Annotated in this window: 7 protein-coding genes; 4 read left to right on the forward strand and 3 right to left on the reverse strand. The window is 45.8% G+C overall.

Annotated features, from left to right (window positions below):
- Positions 1-245 precede the first annotated feature (245 nt).
- The 3 genes from hpxO to rsmI all read right to left on the reverse strand — a co-directional run bounded on the left by hpxO (position 246) and on the right by rsmI (position 4,006).
- Positions 246-1,406, reverse strand: coding sequence for an FAD-dependent urate hydroxylase HpxO (hpxO, locus tag QT990_RS08520; RefSeq protein WP_333147603.1), 1,161 nt, complete (start codon positions 1,404-1,406; stop codon positions 246-248).
- 411 nt (positions 1,407-1,817) lie between these two features.
- Positions 1,818-3,041 (reverse strand): glycosyltransferase, encoded by a 1,224-nt coding sequence (locus QT990_RS08525; RefSeq protein WP_333465130.1) that lies wholly within the window; start codon positions 3,039-3,041, stop codon positions 1,818-1,820.
- Positions 3,042-3,124: 83 nt separating this feature from the next.
- Positions 3,125-4,006 carry a 16S rRNA (cytidine(1402)-2'-O)-methyltransferase gene (rsmI, locus tag QT990_RS08530; RefSeq protein WP_333465131.1) on the reverse strand — a complete coding sequence of 294 codons (882 nt, stop codon included), beginning with the start codon at positions 4,004-4,006 and terminating at the stop codon, positions 3,125-3,127.
- Positions 4,007-4,076: 70 nt separating this feature from the next.
- Between rsmI and QT990_RS08535 the strand changes: the two genes are divergently transcribed.
- The 4 genes from QT990_RS08535 (at position 4,077) to QT990_RS08550 (ending at position 16,414) form a co-directional block, all read left to right on the forward strand.
- Positions 4,077-4,937, forward strand: coding sequence for a sugar kinase (locus QT990_RS08535; protein ID WP_333465132.1), 861 nt, complete (start codon positions 4,077-4,079; stop codon positions 4,935-4,937).
- A 232-nt stretch (positions 4,938-5,169) separates the two neighbouring features.
- Positions 5,170-6,294: a cupin-like domain-containing protein gene (locus tag QT990_RS08540; protein WP_333147610.1), complete on the forward strand. Its 1,125-nt coding sequence runs from the start codon at positions 5,170-5,172 to the stop codon at positions 6,292-6,294.
- Between the two features lie 387 nt (positions 6,295-6,681).
- A complete protein-coding gene (locus QT990_RS08545) occupies positions 6,682-7,560 on the forward strand; it encodes an inositol monophosphatase family protein (protein ID WP_333465133.1) in 879 nt (292 codons plus the stop codon).
- Between the two features lie 400 nt (positions 7,561-7,960).
- Complete coding sequence (locus QT990_RS08550; protein ID WP_333465134.1) at positions 7,961-16,414, forward strand: DUF4347 domain-containing protein; 8,454 nt, start codon at positions 7,961-7,963, stop codon at positions 16,412-16,414.
- The last annotated feature ends 182 nt before the right edge of the window (positions 16,415-16,596 follow it).

Here is a 16,596-nt window from a genome sequence, read left to right on the forward strand (position 1 = left end):
AGCCGTGTGCGGTGAAAGTCGCAAGCACGGTTTTGTAGGAGAGATGGTAGGGGACACCCTGCCATCGACTCTCTAACCGATCGACCGCGATTTTCGTAGGGGCTCGCCTCACCAACAATACTTGCCAAGAATTGACAATCTCAAAAACCCGCCCCAACCGGGATATTATGGTTAATCGATCGGACATGATATGAGGGATGAGTAGGGACACAACACTGCTGTGTCCTGGGAATTATCTGTTTGTATTAGTGTAGCGGGCCTGCTGAGATGACTTTGACGATCGCATCTGTGACATCAGTCGGCCGTTCATACGCTAATTGTTGATACCACTTTTCTGTTACAACTGGATCTTTACCGTGTATTTGTTCCGCGCGCTGTCGGGCTTTTTCAACAACTGCATTCGCCCGCTGTTTGCGCTCGGTTTCGTAACGTTTGAGCGCGTATTCTACGCCCAAATTCGTACTCAAAAGGTAGTTACTGAGTACCAGCCCGTCTTCCATCGCCTGACAGCCTCCCTGGCCGAGATCCGGGCAGGTGGCGTGGGCCGCATCTCCCAGCAAAGCCACTCTACCGCGAACGAAGCTGTCGATCGGCCCTACGTCGTGAATTTCCGGCCGCGCCACTGCTGCTGGATCGAAAGTATCTATCAGCAATTGCACGGGTTCGGCCCAACCTTTAAAATGTTCTTTAAGTTCGGCTTTGTAATTGTCGGGATTGGCGGGAGTACCTTTGGGCAAGGGAACATCTAAGAAAAAGTAAAATCGATCGCCCGCGACTGGCATCATTGACGCCCGTTTGTGCTCGCCGACATATATCGCCCAAGTGTTTTTCGGCGCTAGTTCTTCCGCTGCGGGTACTAACCCGTTCCAGTTGATATAACCGCCGTATTTCGGCTCTACTTCGCGGCCCAATATATACGTGCGCAAAATCGATCGCACGCCGTCAGCCGCCACTAACAAATCGCCCTGCGCTTTGTCTCCGTTTTCAAAGATTGCTGTTACTTTGCTGGTGTCTTCTTCAACGGCAATACATTTGCTATCGAGCTTGAGTTTTCCCTTAAAAGCTGCTAGCAACATATTCTGCAAATCGCGGCGGGCAACGGGATAGGGGCGCTGACCGACTTGTTGAATTAGCGGCATTAAATCGATGTCATTCAGCAGTTCGCCGGTTTTGGTGCGGTATTCCATGCGCTCCATTTGACCGCCGATTTTTGCCATGTTTTCGCCTAAGCCCAAGCGGTTGAGAACTTTGACGCCGTTCGACCACAGGGAGATGCCGGCTCCTGCGGGGCGCAGTTCTTTTACGCGATCGTAAATTTCAACTTCATAGCCCGCTTGTTCGAGGGCAATTCCCGCAGTTAAGCCGCCAATTCCCGCACCGATGATGACAACTTTTAAGTCGTGCATTCTGTGTTTCTCCTGCTGAATGACAGCTTATTTCTAGAATTCATAACAGTTAAATAAATCTTGTTTCCCGTCTGTCGCAACTTTGAAACTAACTATATTTTATAATACCATAATGGCTGTTTTTACTGTATCGTAAATTACTAATTTATGCGGTTTTAGGCAAATTGCGATCGGCTTTGGTGTCAACCTAAGTTCAAACCCAGTCACAGATTGCTGTTTGACCATTAAACTTAGATCCCCCCTAACCCCCCTTAATAAGGGGGGGACAAGAGCCTTCTCAAAGTCAACCCCTACTCCCCTTTTTAAGGGGGATTTAGGGGGATATGGACTCGAATGAAAGCGATATTCCTCATGTGTTTTAGACTTAAGTTGACACCAATGAGGCAGTGCCGTTTCCCTACTTTGGGTATCTTACTCAACTATAAACTTTGTGAGTTCGCCGAGATTTTGCTGAATCGTATTTGTCCCGCGCAGGTGAGAAAGGTGTGAACCTCCGTACAAAAAGCTATTCAAACTAACTTGATAATTTTGCTGAACTGCTAAATCCAGCCACAAATTGTTAATCGCATCTCCGGGTTTATAGTCTGGAATATTGTGCTGGTAGTAAGGAAAACTGTCTATACAAGTATTGAAAAAGTTCTTGCGCCCGCAATGCTTTAAATACTGATATCGCGGTTTGAATTCTGTTTGATTTTCCAATACTGTATATATAGTATCTGCGAGAGATTCTGGGTCAAATTTGGCGTAAAGACCCGCACCTTCCGGGAAAACTGGCGAGTTTCCTCTGGCGTATTGGTTAAATTCTTCAAAACAAATTACTGGTACGTTGCAACTCATGGCTTCGGTAATTCCTCGGTTTTTTCCTTCGAGGAGGGAACCGAGGACGAATGCTTGGGCTCGCGAATAATATGTGGGTATTTCGCTGTAGTAGTCAACTCTGGGCACTAAGTTAATGTAGTCGGAGGGATTGGTTAAAATTTCCTCGACTTGTCGCCATTCTTTTAATGCGTACTCGTCGAGAGTTTTCAGGTTGCTAGCATCAAATTCGTGGCCGGTGACTACTGTTAGTTTTATCGGTTTTTGCGGATATTTTTGGCGGTAAACTTTTAAGGCCTTGGCTATGATTGGCAAATTTTTTTCTTCGGAAATTCGCGCGACGGCTAGCAAGTCGATGTCTTTGGCGGGGACGTTGCGCGGGGAAATTAAGTATTCGTTGATGAAGTCGGTGTCTTGCAGTGGTATGATTGGTTTGTGGGCGCGATCGACATAAGTTTCGCGAAACCACTTTTCTCGCTGTGGGTTTTTGTATAAACTGGAGTAGGCGTCAGCTATGGGGGCCCAGGAGTAGGAGATTCCGGGGGAATAGGTGAAGGAGAAAAATACTGATGAAAGTTGGGGAAATAGTTTGTTTATTAGTTCGACTCCTTCGCTGAAGTAAATTCCTTTGATGAAACGCCCTTCGTAAAATAGTGGGGGAAGCAAGACGTAGAAACTGACGGTATCGAAGCGGTGGGGTTGGTCTTCAAATATCTCCCAGGTAAAGGCGTCTAAGTCTGCATAGATTTCGGCGATTGGTTTGTTGATTTGGGGGTTGCGTAAATATGGTTTTTGTCGATCGTAGTTTCCGCGTACCATATAATTCTGAGTGTGAGTATCTAGCTTTTTTTATTTAACCGCAGAGGGCGCAGAGGGCGCAGAGAAGAAGAGAAGAGAGTTATTCACAAGTCATCCACGGGTTGTTCTAGTGATTCATTGTCGCCTATTGTGAGGGCGAGTTGGTAGATTTGGCGGCGGGGGAGGGATGTTTGTTGCGCTAGCTGGCGGCTGGCTTGGGAACGACTTATGCCTTCTGCAATTAATGTTTGCAATTCTGCTTTAATTGCGTCTTCGGAAAATATTGGGGCGGCTGTTTGAATGCCGGCTATTACGAGGGTAAATTCTCCCTGGGGTTCGCGATTGGTGTAAAGTTCGATCGCACTTTCTATACTACCACGCCAAAACTCTTCGTGCATTTTAGTTAATTCTCTTGCCAGCACAATCTGTCTGTCGCTTCCCAAACTATTTGCTAAATCTTGTAAAGTTTGTCGCAATCGGTGGGGAGATTCGTATAATATTATAGTGCGGGATTCTATTTGCAAAGCTTCTAAACTTTGTTGGCGTTCTTGACCTTTCACGGGTAAGAATCCTTCAAATACAAATCTCTCTGTGGGTAATCCTGATGCAGTTATGCCAACTATGCAGGCGGTCGGGCCGGGAATCGGAATAATGTTAATATTAGCATCAGCGCAGGCTTTGACCAACTCGGAACCGGGGTCAGAAATTCCCGGCATTCCGGCATCGGTGACGAGGGCGATATCTTTGCCTAAATGCAGTTTGTCGATGAGTTCGGGAAGTCGCTGGTTTTGGTTGTGTTCGTGATAGCTGATTTGGGGAGTTTTGATTTGAAAATGGTGCAAAAGTTTGCCTGTATGGCGGGTATCTTCGGCGGCGATGAAGTCTACTGTTTGCAAGATTTTGATGGCGCGAAATGTCATGTCTTCCAGGTTGCCGATCGGGGTTCCTACGATGTAAAGTGTTCCTGTATTGGGATTTGCTTGCATTTTAAGATTGGGATTTTTTAACCGCAGATGGGACACGGGCGAGACGCCCATGCCACACATTTAAGAAGATATGAAAACGGGATTGTTTTTGGGATTGGCGACTTTAGATTTAATTTATTTGGCCGAGAAGCCTCCGGGTGAAAATCAGAAAGTTGTTGCTTCTGATTGTACCATTGCTGCGGGCGGGCCGGCGGCAAATGCTGCGGTCACTTTTAGCTATCTGGGGAATGCGGCGGTATGGGCTGGCGTTTTGGGCACTCACGCGATCGCCCAATTAATTCGTGCAGACTTAGCGGAGTATAATGTCAGGATAATTGATTTGGAACCGGGGCGATCGCACTCGCCACCCGTTTCCTCGATTATTGTAACTGAAGCAACGGGCGATCGATCGGTAATTTCCATCAATGCTACGAAATCTCAGGTTGACCGTCAAACAATTAACCAGGATATTTTAACATCAGTTAGTATTGTACTGCTTGACGGACATCAAATCGCAGCCAGCAAAGAAATTGCTCAACTTGCCAAGTCAAAAAACATTCCCATTCTCCTCGACGGCGGCAGTTGGAAACCCGGATTAGAAGAAATATTGCCTTTCGTTGAATGGGCTGTATGTTCGGATAACTTTCATCCCCCCAACTGCGACAATTCCGAACAAGTCTTTGCTTACCTGTCAGCAGCCGGAATTTCCCATATTGCCATCACTCGCGGCAAAAAATCAATTTTATACCTCAGCAATGGCACTTACGGCAGTATAGAAGTACCTCAAATCCAAGCCACAGACACTTTAGGCGCCGGCGACATCTTTCACGGCGCTTTCTGTCACTACATTTTGCAAAATAACAACTTTACAGATACTCTCACCGCAGCGGCTAAAATCGCTTCCCATTCCTGCAAAAACTTCGGAACCCGCGACTGGATGAATAAGGGTTAATTTTAATTAAAAATTAAGCAAAGTATCCGGGGAAAACCCCTCCCAGCTAGAAAAGTTGAACTAGCAACACTTGTTGAGTTAAAATCCTGACAGCAACCTCGACAAAATTTGTGAACTTCTCTCTTCTCTTCCTTCGCGCCCTTTGCGCCTTCGCGGTTCGTTAACAAAATTGCTATATTAGTAAGACAAGTTAAAGTCACACAAAACACTCCCAAAACAACATACCCGAATCATGTCTGACACCCAACCTCTAACTATCACCCTTCCCCCTTTGCGGATTACCCTAACAGAACAACAGCAAGTTAACCTAGAATGGCTGACACAAAACTTGCCAAATCTACTCACCCCAAGCAAACAAGAAGTCCCCGACAATATGAAACAGTGGGTGGCGGCTAACAAATTATTAAATCAACCCGACGCCGAAATCATTCAAGCCTTAATAAATACCGGCATAGATGCGGAAACAGCCACCGCAGAAGTGAGGGAAATATCCTCTCATCCCTACTTCCAAGCAGGTAGCCATTACGTGCAGTTATTGCAGAAATTAGAATCGCATCTCAGGATTAACAATCAATTAGCTGCATTGTCTTCCAAGTTTGGCACAATCGAACGCAAAAGCAGCCTTTCCAGAGAGTATTTTCTCGAAAATTACTACGCCAAAAATACTCCAGTAATTATTACCAATATCATGCACAACTGGAAAGCGTTGCAGTTGTGGACGCCGGAGTATTTGCAAGAAAAATACGGCAATGCAGAGGTACAAATTCAAGCCAACCGCAATTCCGACCCGAATTACGAAATTAAGATAGAAAATCACAAAAAAATTGTTTTGTTCCGCAAATATGTAGACATGGTGGTCAAGGGCGGGCCTAGCAACGACTACTACATGGTTGCTAATAACCAAACTCTTGAAAGAGAGGAATTTAAACCCCTATTCAACGACATTGAAATATTCCCAGAATACCTCAATCCAACGGATACAAAAGGCAGAGTTTTCTTTTGGTTCGGCCCGAAAGGCACGATTACACCGCTGCACCATGACCCAGTTAATTTAATTTTAGCTCAAGTGTCGGGTCGCAAACTAATTAAATTGATTTCTCCGCAGCAAACACCTCTGCTTTACAATCACGTCGGAGTTTTCAGCAAGGTGGACGGCGAAAATCCAGATTATGAGAAATACCCGCTTTACAGAGATGCAAAAATCATCGAAGTAATTTTGGAACCGGGAGAAGCTATCTTTATTCCTGTTGGTTGGTGGCATCATGTAAAATCATTGGAGGTTAGTATTTCGGTTTCGTTTACTAATTTTGTGTTTCCTAATTATTATGAATGGAAATATCCTCATATTAATTGGTAATTATCAAGCTGGCGAATATAATTCGCTGCTACACATACAAAGTCCGCCTACGCGGACTAAGAGAATAAAAGATGTCTCGTTCTCTCGTTCTCTCGTTACTAGGCTCTGCCTGGTAACGCATATCTAGAGGCTCTGCCTCCGATTCTACTAATAGGAAAAGGAAAGCTCTGCGCCTGATTTTGCCAACAGGAAGAAGGAGGCAGAGCCTCCGGGTAGGCATTCCCAGGCTCTGCCTGGGAACGAGTAAACAGGAAGAAGGAGGCAGAGCCTCCGGGTAGGCATTCCCAGGCTCTGCCTGGGAACGAGTAAGGGGCGGGCACGGGGGCACCGCCCCTACAGAAGTCTGCGTTAATCGGCGTTTATCTGCAGTTCAAAAAAAAGAAATTCATGAAAACTCTCGAAGAAATCAGCGAAATTGCCCGATCGATCGCCTGGAGTGCATCAGATATCCTACAATCCTATTATCGGCAGGACTCCAACACTCCTAACCTCGACATCCAAGAGAAAAAAGATGGCCCCGTCACCGCCGCCGATGTCGCTGTCAATTCTTACATCCTCGACGAATTGCAGTCGGCTTTAGGGAATGCAGAATTTGGCTATCTCAGCGAAGAAACTTACAAATCTTATTTAGAAAAAAACGGTCAAATTCCCTTACCTCAAAGTTGGGTTTGGATTATTGACCCTTTGGATGGAACGCGAGATTTTATTGACAGGACAGGTGAATTTGCCGTTCACATTGCTTTAGCCTTCAAGGGAAGACCGGTATTGGCAGTTGTGGCTTGGCCCGAACAGCAAAAGATTTATTACGCAATCCGCGATGCGGGTGCTTTTATGGAAAGTCGGGACGGTTCTACGGTCAAATTGCAGGTTTCGGCGCGAAATATAGTGGCAGATTTATCTATAGTAACCAGCCGCAGTCACCGGGGCGATCGCTTTAATCAATTGTTACAAAAACTGCCTTGTCAAAATCAAATAGCTGTCGGTAGTATCGGCTGTAAAATTGCGACAATTGTCGAACAAAAGGCTGATGTTTATATTGCGCTTTCGGGCAAGTCTGCGCCGAAGGATTGGGATTTAGCTGCACCGGAATTAATTTTGACTGAAGCGGGGGGTCAATTTACTCGTTTTGACGGTTCTACTTTGCAATATAACCGGGGAGATGTGAGTCAGTGGGGGGGATTGTTGGCGAGTAACGGTTGCTGTCACGCTGCTTTGTGCGGGCAAGCGGATGAGATTTTAGCGGGGATAGATGGGACCTTGGGCTAGTCACAAGTTTCGTAGGTGCGTTAGAAGAGTGTATTTTCTGCACGACTAATTGCTGACGCACCCTAAAGTATGTATCAAAATTGCTGAGTTTGAAATTTCTGTACAATTGTACTTACGTTTCACAAATATTTGTGGTAAATCAATCTAGCATTCGTTACAGTAATAATACTTAAGTATTTTCCATATCTTTATCAAAATTTTAATTAACCAGGTATTTTTTAAGAAAAATTTACATATTTTCTGTAAAAAAACTGTTATGGTTACGACAAAAGATGAGGACTCACCGGGTTTGTACGGAGAAAGGGTGTGTCTCTATAAATAAAAATTGATAGATAGTTTCGGACGCCAGTCACGAAATAGCGGAATTTTTGTATTTTTTTGAAACCCCAGTAGGTGCAGTATGCCAAATTTAAATATTCCAGTTTCAGTAAGGTCGATCGCCTTTATCGACCCTCAAGTTGAAGATTATCAAAGTTTGATGGCCGGAGTAACACCGGGTACAGAAGTAGTCGTTTTGGATGGGAATAAAGATGCGATCGACCAAATTACTGAAATTTTAGCTCTTCGGACAAATATTGACAGCATTCACATCATTTCTCACGGCAGTCCAGGCAGCTTGCAACTCGGCGACGTTCGCTTTAGTTTAGATGATATAGAGTGCGATCGGAATTCTCTACAGCAGTGGTTTTCCCCACGAACCGACTCAATCCCCAACAATCGACCTCACATTCTTTTGTACGGGTGCAACGTAGCAGCAGGCGAGACAGGTAAAGCATTTATAAAACGCCTGAGTGAGTTAACCGGCGCTAGTGTTGCTGCTTCGCAAAACCTCACCGGAAGTGCAGCAAAAGGCGGCGACTGGTTCCTAGAAGTAACATCAGGGAAAATTGCCACACCTTTAGTATTTCGGCCAGAAGTGCTGGCGGCTTACAACCACGTTCTCTCCAGCTTCAGTACGGCTACTAACTTTAGTGCGGGTTTGGCCCCGACGGCCACTCCTTTATCAATTGGTACGGGCGACTTTAACGGCGACGGTTTCTCCGACTTAGCCGTGCTCAACCTCAACTCCAGAGATATTTCCATATTGTTGGGGACGGGTACGGGCAGCTTTGGTACTGCTACTAACTTATTTAACCCCGGTAACGAGATTCCCAATTCCATTGCAGTGCGCGACTTTAATGGAGACAGCAAACTCGATTTAGCTGTAGCCAATCCTCTTAGTGGCGCTAACGGGAATTTCATTTCCATCCGGCTGGGGACAGGTACTGGCACTTTTGGCAATCCTACCAACTTCGGTCAAGGGATAAATCCTCGATCAATCGCTGCGGGCGACTTTAATGGAGATAGCAAGTTAGATTTAGCCACAGCCCCTTTGAGTGGCAACAACCTTTCAATTCTTTTGGGAGACGATACCGGTAGCTTTAGCACTCCCGCTACCATTAATACAGGAGCATCTCTTACTATTGCCACAGCCGACTTGAACGGCGACGGCAAACTCGATTTAGTCACCTCGAACAATAGCGCCACTAACAATATTTCAGTTTTGTTAGGAGATGGTACGGGCAACTTTAGCGCCCCCGTTAACTTTAGCGCGGGAACAGGGAAGCACTTTGTCGTTACAGGCGACTTTAATGGCGACGGCAAACTCGATCTCGCTGCATCGAACAGTCTTTCTCAGAATGTTTCAGTCTTGTTGGGGGATGGTACGGGTAATTTTGGTACTGCTACCAACTTTAGTGTCGGATCATCTCCCGAATCTGTGGTTGCGGGGGACTTTAATGGCGACGGCAAAACCGATTTATCCGCGTCTAACGGCGGAGATAACAATGTCTCAGTCTTGTTGGGAGATGGTACTGGCAGTTTTGGTACTGCAGTCAATTTTAGTGTAGGAACTATTCCCCGTTCGATCGCAGCGGGAGATTTTAATGCTGACGGCAAGTTGGATTTAGCGACGCCGAACTTTACCTCTAAAGATGTCTCAATTCTGCTGAATACACCCAATACAGTTAATTTCGGGGCTGCAACTTACAGCGGCACAGAAGGAACAACAGACACAGTAGTTAATATTCCCGTTACCCTCAGCGGCGGCACTCCTTTTGCCGATGTAACTGTACCAATTGCGATCGACAAGAGCAGCACAGCCACCCAAAATTCAGACTACACTATTTCCCCTACCTCGATTACATTCCCCGCCGGCACTACTACTCTCACTCAGGATATTGCAGTTACTATCAAACCTGACAATCTCCCTGAAACCGCCGAAACCGCAATCCTCAACTTTGGCGCAATCACCGGAGGCATTGCCGGTACAACAAAACAAACAACATTAACTATTGCAGCCAACGGTACAGTTTCTTATGCCATTGCCGCCGATACTCCCAGCATTCCTGAAGGCAATAGCGGCACAAAACCTCTGACTTTCACCGCCACTCGCAGCGGCAACACAGGCGGGGCAAGTAGCATCAATTATACGATCGCCGGCACAGCTACAAACATCAGCGATTACAACAACATCGGTGGCACTTCAGGGGCAACTGCTGTTACTGGCACCATTAATTTTGCCGCCGATGAAACATCCAAAACTATTACTCTCGATGTATTAGGCGACACCCTAGTTGAACCGGACGAAACTATTGCCGTCACCCTGTCAAATCCCACCAGCCCAGGCGTAACACCGACAATTACCACTGCTACTGCTACCACAACTATTACTAATGATGACACTGCCGGTTTCACAGTTAACCCAATATCGGGATTAACTACAAGTGAAGTTGGTGGCAAGGCAGAATTTACAGTCAAACTCAACGCTCAACCTACTGCTGACGTTACCATCGGTTTGAGGAGTGACAATGTTGCAGAAGGAACAGTTTCAACTAATAGCTTAACTTTCACTCCTGCTAACTACAATCAACCGCAAACAATAACGGTGAGTGGTGTTAACGATTTAGTAGCTGATGGCCCTAAACCTTACAAAATTGTCACGGCTGCTGCTGTGAGTACCGATGTTAATTACACTAACCTCGATCCTGAAGATGTCACCGTCACCAACAGTGACAATGAAACTCCGGGAATTACGGTGAATCCGACGGCGGGATTAACTACTGGTGAATCTGGCACAAAGGCTAACTTTACTGTGGTTTTGAATACTAAGCCAATCGCTGATGTGACTATCGGTTTGAACAGTGACAATGTTGCAGAAGGAACAGTTTCGACTAATAGCTTAACTTTCACTCCTGCTAACTGGAATACACCGCTGCCGGTGACAGTAACAGGGGTTGACGATAGCATTGTTGACGGCAATATTGGCTACAAGATTCTCACGGCGGCTACTGTTAGTACAGATCCGATTTACAACAACAAAGATGTAGCGGATGTTAGCCTCAGCAATAAAGACGATGATACGGCTGGTGTTTCTATTACTCCCACGGCAACAACTGCTACTGAAGGCGGTGCGAATGGCAGTTATGCGCTCAAATTAACGTCGGAGCCGATCGCCCCTGTAACTATCACTCTCACAACAGGTAATGAGATAGAGGCGCTCGCCCCTGTGACTTTCACTGCGGAAAATTGGGGTGTCGCTCAAACCCTTACGGTGAAAGCTTTTGACGATACAATTCTGGAAGGGGCGCACAGCGGTAATATCACTCACAATGTGAGTAGCACTGATGCTAAGTATAATGGGATTGGGGTTCCAGGGGTGACAGTGGCGATCGCAGATAACGACACTGCACCGACACCGCCGACACCGACACCGACACCGACACCAACACCAGTTATAGTCGAGCCGCCGACGCCGCCGACACCGACACCAACACCAGTTATAGTCGAGCCGCCGACGCCGCCGACACCAACACCAGTTATAGTCGAGCCGCCGACGCCGCCGACACCAACACCAACACCAGTTATAGTCGAGCCGCCGACACCGCCGACACCGACACCGACACCAACACCAGTTATAGTCGAGCCGCCGACACCGACACCGACACCAACACCAGTTATAGTCGAGCCGCCGACGCCGCCGACACCGACACCGACACCAACACCAGTTATAGTCGAGCCGCCGACACCGCCGACACCGACACCAACACCAGTTATAGTCGAGCCGCCGACACCGCCGGCACCGACACCGACACCAGTTATAGTCGAGCCGCCGACACCGCCGACACCGACACCGACACCAGTTATAGTCAAGCCGCCGACGCCGCCGACACCGACACCCCCTGCTATCATCAACACACAGAATAATTGGTGTGGCTTAGAAGCTGGATTGAACAAACTTGAAAACATCCTTGACGACCAGCTAAATACAATTAAACTACCCATAGTTGGTTCCCTCAAGAACATTGCCCCCAATTTTATTGACAGCTTCAAAAATAAGTTAGTCGATGCGGTTAAAAATGGGGTAAATCAAACTACCGAGCAGTTAGAAACTACTTTGGGCAATGTACTTGGAGCTGATTTCAACGTCAAAGTCGATCGCAATTCTACTCAAGAGGAAAGCACTTTACTAATTACTCTGGGTAAAGCATATCAAAGCGATGCTAATTTAGCCCAAAATTTAGGGATGCCTGGATTAGGTTTGACTACGGATGGGAAAGCTAAATCCACAGCAAATTTTGATTTGGCGATCGCTGTGGGTGTTCATAAAGATTTTGGTTGCTTCATAGATACCGACAAAACCAAGCTTACAGCTAATTTTGACGCCGGAATAGATGACAAATCTAAGGGGCAAGCTAATTTAGGCGTTTTACAACTTGACCTGAATAATAATCCTCAAAAACCCACTAAAGCTGAGGCTAAACTTGCCGTCAATTTGAAGGATTTGGATAATTTGGGAGGTGCGAATGATGGATCTCGCTTAACTCTCTCAGAACTTGGTGGTAACTATCAGTTAGCAGATTTGTTCAATGCTACCTTAACTGCTAACGCTAATCTCGGTCTCCAAGCTAAAACTAGCATTAACAGCAATCCTGCTTTTCCTTCCTTAAGTTTTGACCTGGGCGCTAATTGGCAGGCTATTAATTATACCAACGGTCAATTAACTGCACCGCAAAATCCAACAATTAACATCGATAACGCCTCTTTTAACTGGGGGCAAACATTACAAGGGTTGGAAACAAGCTTGACTCAGCTTCAAGACAGTCTCAATCAAAATTTACTGGAAGTAAAACTGCCAATTTTAGGGAAATTAAAAGATGTAATTCCCGGAGATTCTAGTGCTTTGACTTTCCTGAATACAGTCAAGGAGAGTACAATAAATGAGTTGAAGTTAGTTAGCGATCGTACTCTCAGTTCAACCCTCACTTCTCTTGTCCAAGACTCGCTAGATGGCAATTTCAACTCCGAAGCATTAGGGGCAAAATTAACTTCTCAATTTGCCCAGAAATTTTCTGAACAAATTGCCAACAACCTACAAGCAGGATTAACCAAATATTTTCCTTCCAAAAAACTCTTTGGCTTTTTAGATTGGCCTAGTTTGAGGGTAATTGGTAACGGTACTCCAGATGACATTAATCTGCAAATTTCCCTAGACAAAAACTATGAATTCCCAGATGTTAACCTTTCTGGAGACTTAGGACTTCCAGCATTAGGTTTGGACGTAAATGGCAAAGCACAATCCAAATTTGACGGTAACTTATCATTAGGATTTGGCGTCAATAAAGATTTTGGCTTCTATGTTGACACCAACAAAACCAAACTGGACGCAAATGTAGAAGCTGGTCTAGATAATAATTTCAATGCCAAAGGTCAATTAGGATTTTTCCAAGTAGACCTTGCCAACAATAAGGACAATCCTACCAAAGTTGAAGCAAAATTTGCCGTCAAATTAAAAGATTTAGATAATTTGGGAGGTGCGAATGATGGATCTCGCCTAACCTTCCCAGAACTGACTAGCAACTATCAGTTGTCAGACTTATTGAATCCTACCTTAAATAGTAGTGCTAATCTCGGTCTGCAAGCTAAAACTAGCGTTAACGGCAATCCGGCTATCCCTTCCTTTGACTTTGACCTTGGAGTTAATTGGCCGATCGTCAATTACGCTAACGGTGAATTAACCGGGCCGCAAAAACCCAGTGTTGAGTTCAAGAATATGCAGCTCGACTTGGGAAGCTTTATTACGGGTTTTGCTAAACCTGTCATCACCAAAGTCAATGATGTTGTGAAGCCGGCTCTTCCTATAATCAATGCACTGGAGAAGGATATTAAACTGCTGTCTGAATTCAAGGCGATCAGGAAGTTCTTCGACCAAGACCGCGATGGCAAGGTGACGCTGATCGAAATGGGTGCGACTCTCACAGGCACAACGATCGATGATCGATTCCTAGATGCCCTTCAGTACATCGGCCAAGCAAGTGATTTGCTCAATAGTTTTTCATCTCAAGAGGAGAAAATTGCTATAGATTTAGGTGACTACGCGATCGATTTCGATGCCACAGATCCCAATGCTGATACCAAAACTGCTAATACAACTCAAACCAAAACCGCCACATCTCCCACTGACCAAGCTAAATCAAATTCAAAGGGCAACACTCAAGAGTTGCTTTCCCTCTTTGACAAGATGGATGGGCTGAGTTTTCCTATCTTGAGAGAGCCTCAAGTTGCCATCGACTTGCTGATGGGTAAACCAGATGTCAACCTGTTCGACTATAAAGTGCCAAAGCTCGATTTTAATTTCAGTATTAATAGAAAGTTTCCTATCTACTCCATTCCTGTTGTAGATGTAGGTGTCAACGGCAAGTTACAGGGAAACTTTGAAGCTAAAGCTAACTTTGGTTTCGGCTTTGATACCTCTGGACTTTCTCAATGGAAACAATCTGGCTTTAATGCCTCAGATGCCTATAAAGTTCTTGATGGTTTTTATGTAAGCGATCGCGAAAATGCAGATGGTACAGGATCGGATGTTAATGAACTCAAGCTTAATGCTAGTATTTCGGCTGGGGGCGGAGTTGATATTGCAGTGGCAAATGCCTACCTCACGGGTGGAATTAAGGCTAATGCTAAATTAGACTTGCTCGACGTGGGAGAAGGGTTTGTTCCCTTTAGAGGAACGGGTGATGGCAAAATTCGCGGTTCCGAAATTACTTCCCGCATCAGCAACCCCCTGAGCCTGTTTGAAGTTAATGGTGACGTGAAAGCTGCCCTAGATTTTAAGGCTGAGTATTGGACTTTCTGGGATGGCTGGGAAACAGCTTACAAGAGGCGCCTAGGTGAAATAAAACTGGCTGACTTCCGATTGGGAAGTGGTTCGACGCGCAAGAGTCGCGCCATTGATGGTTACATCACTGGTGGAACAGTCTTCTTCGATGCCAACTTCAATGGGCTGCAAGATGATAATGAACCCTTCGCTTTTACCAACCCTGATGGCAGCTTCGACCTCACGATAGAACTAGAAAAATTCGACAACAATAAAGATAGCAAGATCGACTATACCGAAGGTAAAATTGTCATCACCGACGGGATAGATATCTCGACCTATTTGCCCCTAGAGACACAGTTGTCTTCTACTCCAGAGTCAGAGGTGGTGACACCTTTAACTACCGTCATCGCTGAGTTAGCCCAGCAAGGCACTGACCCTGAAACTGCTGAAACTCAAGTGAAATCAGCGCTGGGTCTGCCGGCTGATGTTGATTTGGGCAGCTACGATCCTTTGGAGGCGATCGCCAATAACGATCCCAAGGGTGTGGCGGTTTATGCAGCACACGCTCAGGTACAAAATACCATTGTTTTAGTCACCGATTTAATTACCGGTGCTTCAACTACCGCGAAAAATGAGATTGCCAAGAGCGTAATTTCTGCGGTTGCCAATCAAATTAAATCTGGCACTCTCGACTTCAGCAATTCCACACAAGTGCAGGCGATTATTGAGTCGGCGACGAGTCAACTGCAAGTACCGCAACTCTCTAGTATTGCTTCGGATGCTGCCCAAATTATTGCCGAGGGAAATCAGCGAATAAAGGCGATCGCATCCAGCAATTCCTCGCCCTCAGATGCCGCGACAGAAATCGCCCGCATCCAAAAAGTTGCACAAGGACAAGTAGCCCAAGATTTACTGCAAGTTGCAGCCGGGAATAAAACGATTCAGTCGGCAATTTCCGAAAATACTGGTGCATCTCTAAATACCAAAATTCAGTCGGCGACAGCTAACAATCCAACAGTCCGTAATACTTTAGATACTGATGACTCCAGTACACCATCTACACCCGATGAACCATTCCCAGAAAGCGGTATTGAATTAGTTAAAGATGGGGAAAATACTACCGAAAGCACCGATGGCGATGATACCCTCATGGGCAGCGCTAGCGATGATATATTGCGCGGTAAAAAAGGAAATGACTTGCTGTTTAGCCTTGATGGCAATGATTGGATGAATGGCAATCAGGGGAACGACTTAACAGATGGTGGAATTGGTGACGATACGCTTTACGGCGGAAAGGGTTTTGATACCTTGACTGGTGGTGCGGCTAGTGATTTCCTTTCTGGCAATCGGGGTGAAGATATCCTAATTGGTGAAAAAGCCGACGATACCCTCTACGGCGGTCAAGGCAATGATTTTCTGGTAGGAGGTGAGGGTAACGATTTCCTCAGTGGCGATTTGGGTGATGATACCTTAGTAGGGGATGTAGGGAGCGATCGCTTCTTATTATCTACCAATTCTGGTATTGATACTGTTGCTGACTTTGAAGTCGGTCAAGACTTGTTAGTGTTGGGTAACGGGTTGACTTTCTCGCAATTAGCCATTGTCCAAGATAGCGATGCAACATTAATCCGGTTTGCACAAACAGGGGAGATTTTAGCCTCTCTCACCGGAGTTTCTGCTAGCAGCATCAGTGCCGTTAATTTCGGATTGATTTAAGAAGGATGTGGGTTCAAGCACTTATTCTATCGGAGTTTGAAGTAAGTCCGCGCGTGCGAAGCTATCCCGTAGGGAATCGCCCGTAAAGATGGTAACGAATAAGTTTTAGGGGCGGGTTTTACGGGAAATAATTGCCTAATACCAATTATCCCGTAAACCCGCCCCCACCCTTGCGAAAGTCC

The sequence above is a fragment of the Microcoleus sp. T3_B1 genome (assembly GCF_036700445.1).
Classification (GTDB): domain Bacteria; phylum Cyanobacteriota; class Cyanobacteriia; order Cyanobacteriales; family Microcoleaceae; genus Microcoleus.

What these genes read in the sequence shown, in the direction of transcription:
- hpxO (WP_333147603.1), bottom strand. Translation starts at nt 1,406, where the DNA reads ATGCACGACTTAAAAGTTGTCATCATCGGTGCGGGAATTGGCGGCTTA.
- QT990_RS08525 (WP_333465130.1), bottom strand. Translation starts at nt 3,041, where the DNA reads ATGGTACGCGGAAACTACGATCGACAAAAACCATATTTACGCAACCCC.
- rsmI (WP_333465131.1), bottom strand. Translation starts at nt 4,006, where the DNA reads ATGCAAGCAAATCCCAATACAGGAACACTTTACATCGTAGGAACCCCG.
- QT990_RS08535 (WP_333465132.1), top strand. Translation starts at nt 4,077, where the DNA reads ATGAAAACGGGATTGTTTTTGGGATTGGCGACTTTAGATTTAATTTAT.
- QT990_RS08540 (WP_333147610.1), top strand. Translation starts at nt 5,170, where the DNA reads ATGTCTGACACCCAACCTCTAACTATCACCCTTCCCCCTTTGCGGATT.
- QT990_RS08545 (WP_333465133.1), top strand. Translation starts at nt 6,682, where the DNA reads ATGAAAACTCTCGAAGAAATCAGCGAAATTGCCCGATCGATCGCCTGG.
- QT990_RS08550 (WP_333465134.1), top strand. Translation starts at nt 7,961, where the DNA reads ATGCCAAATTTAAATATTCCAGTTTCAGTAAGGTCGATCGCCTTTATC.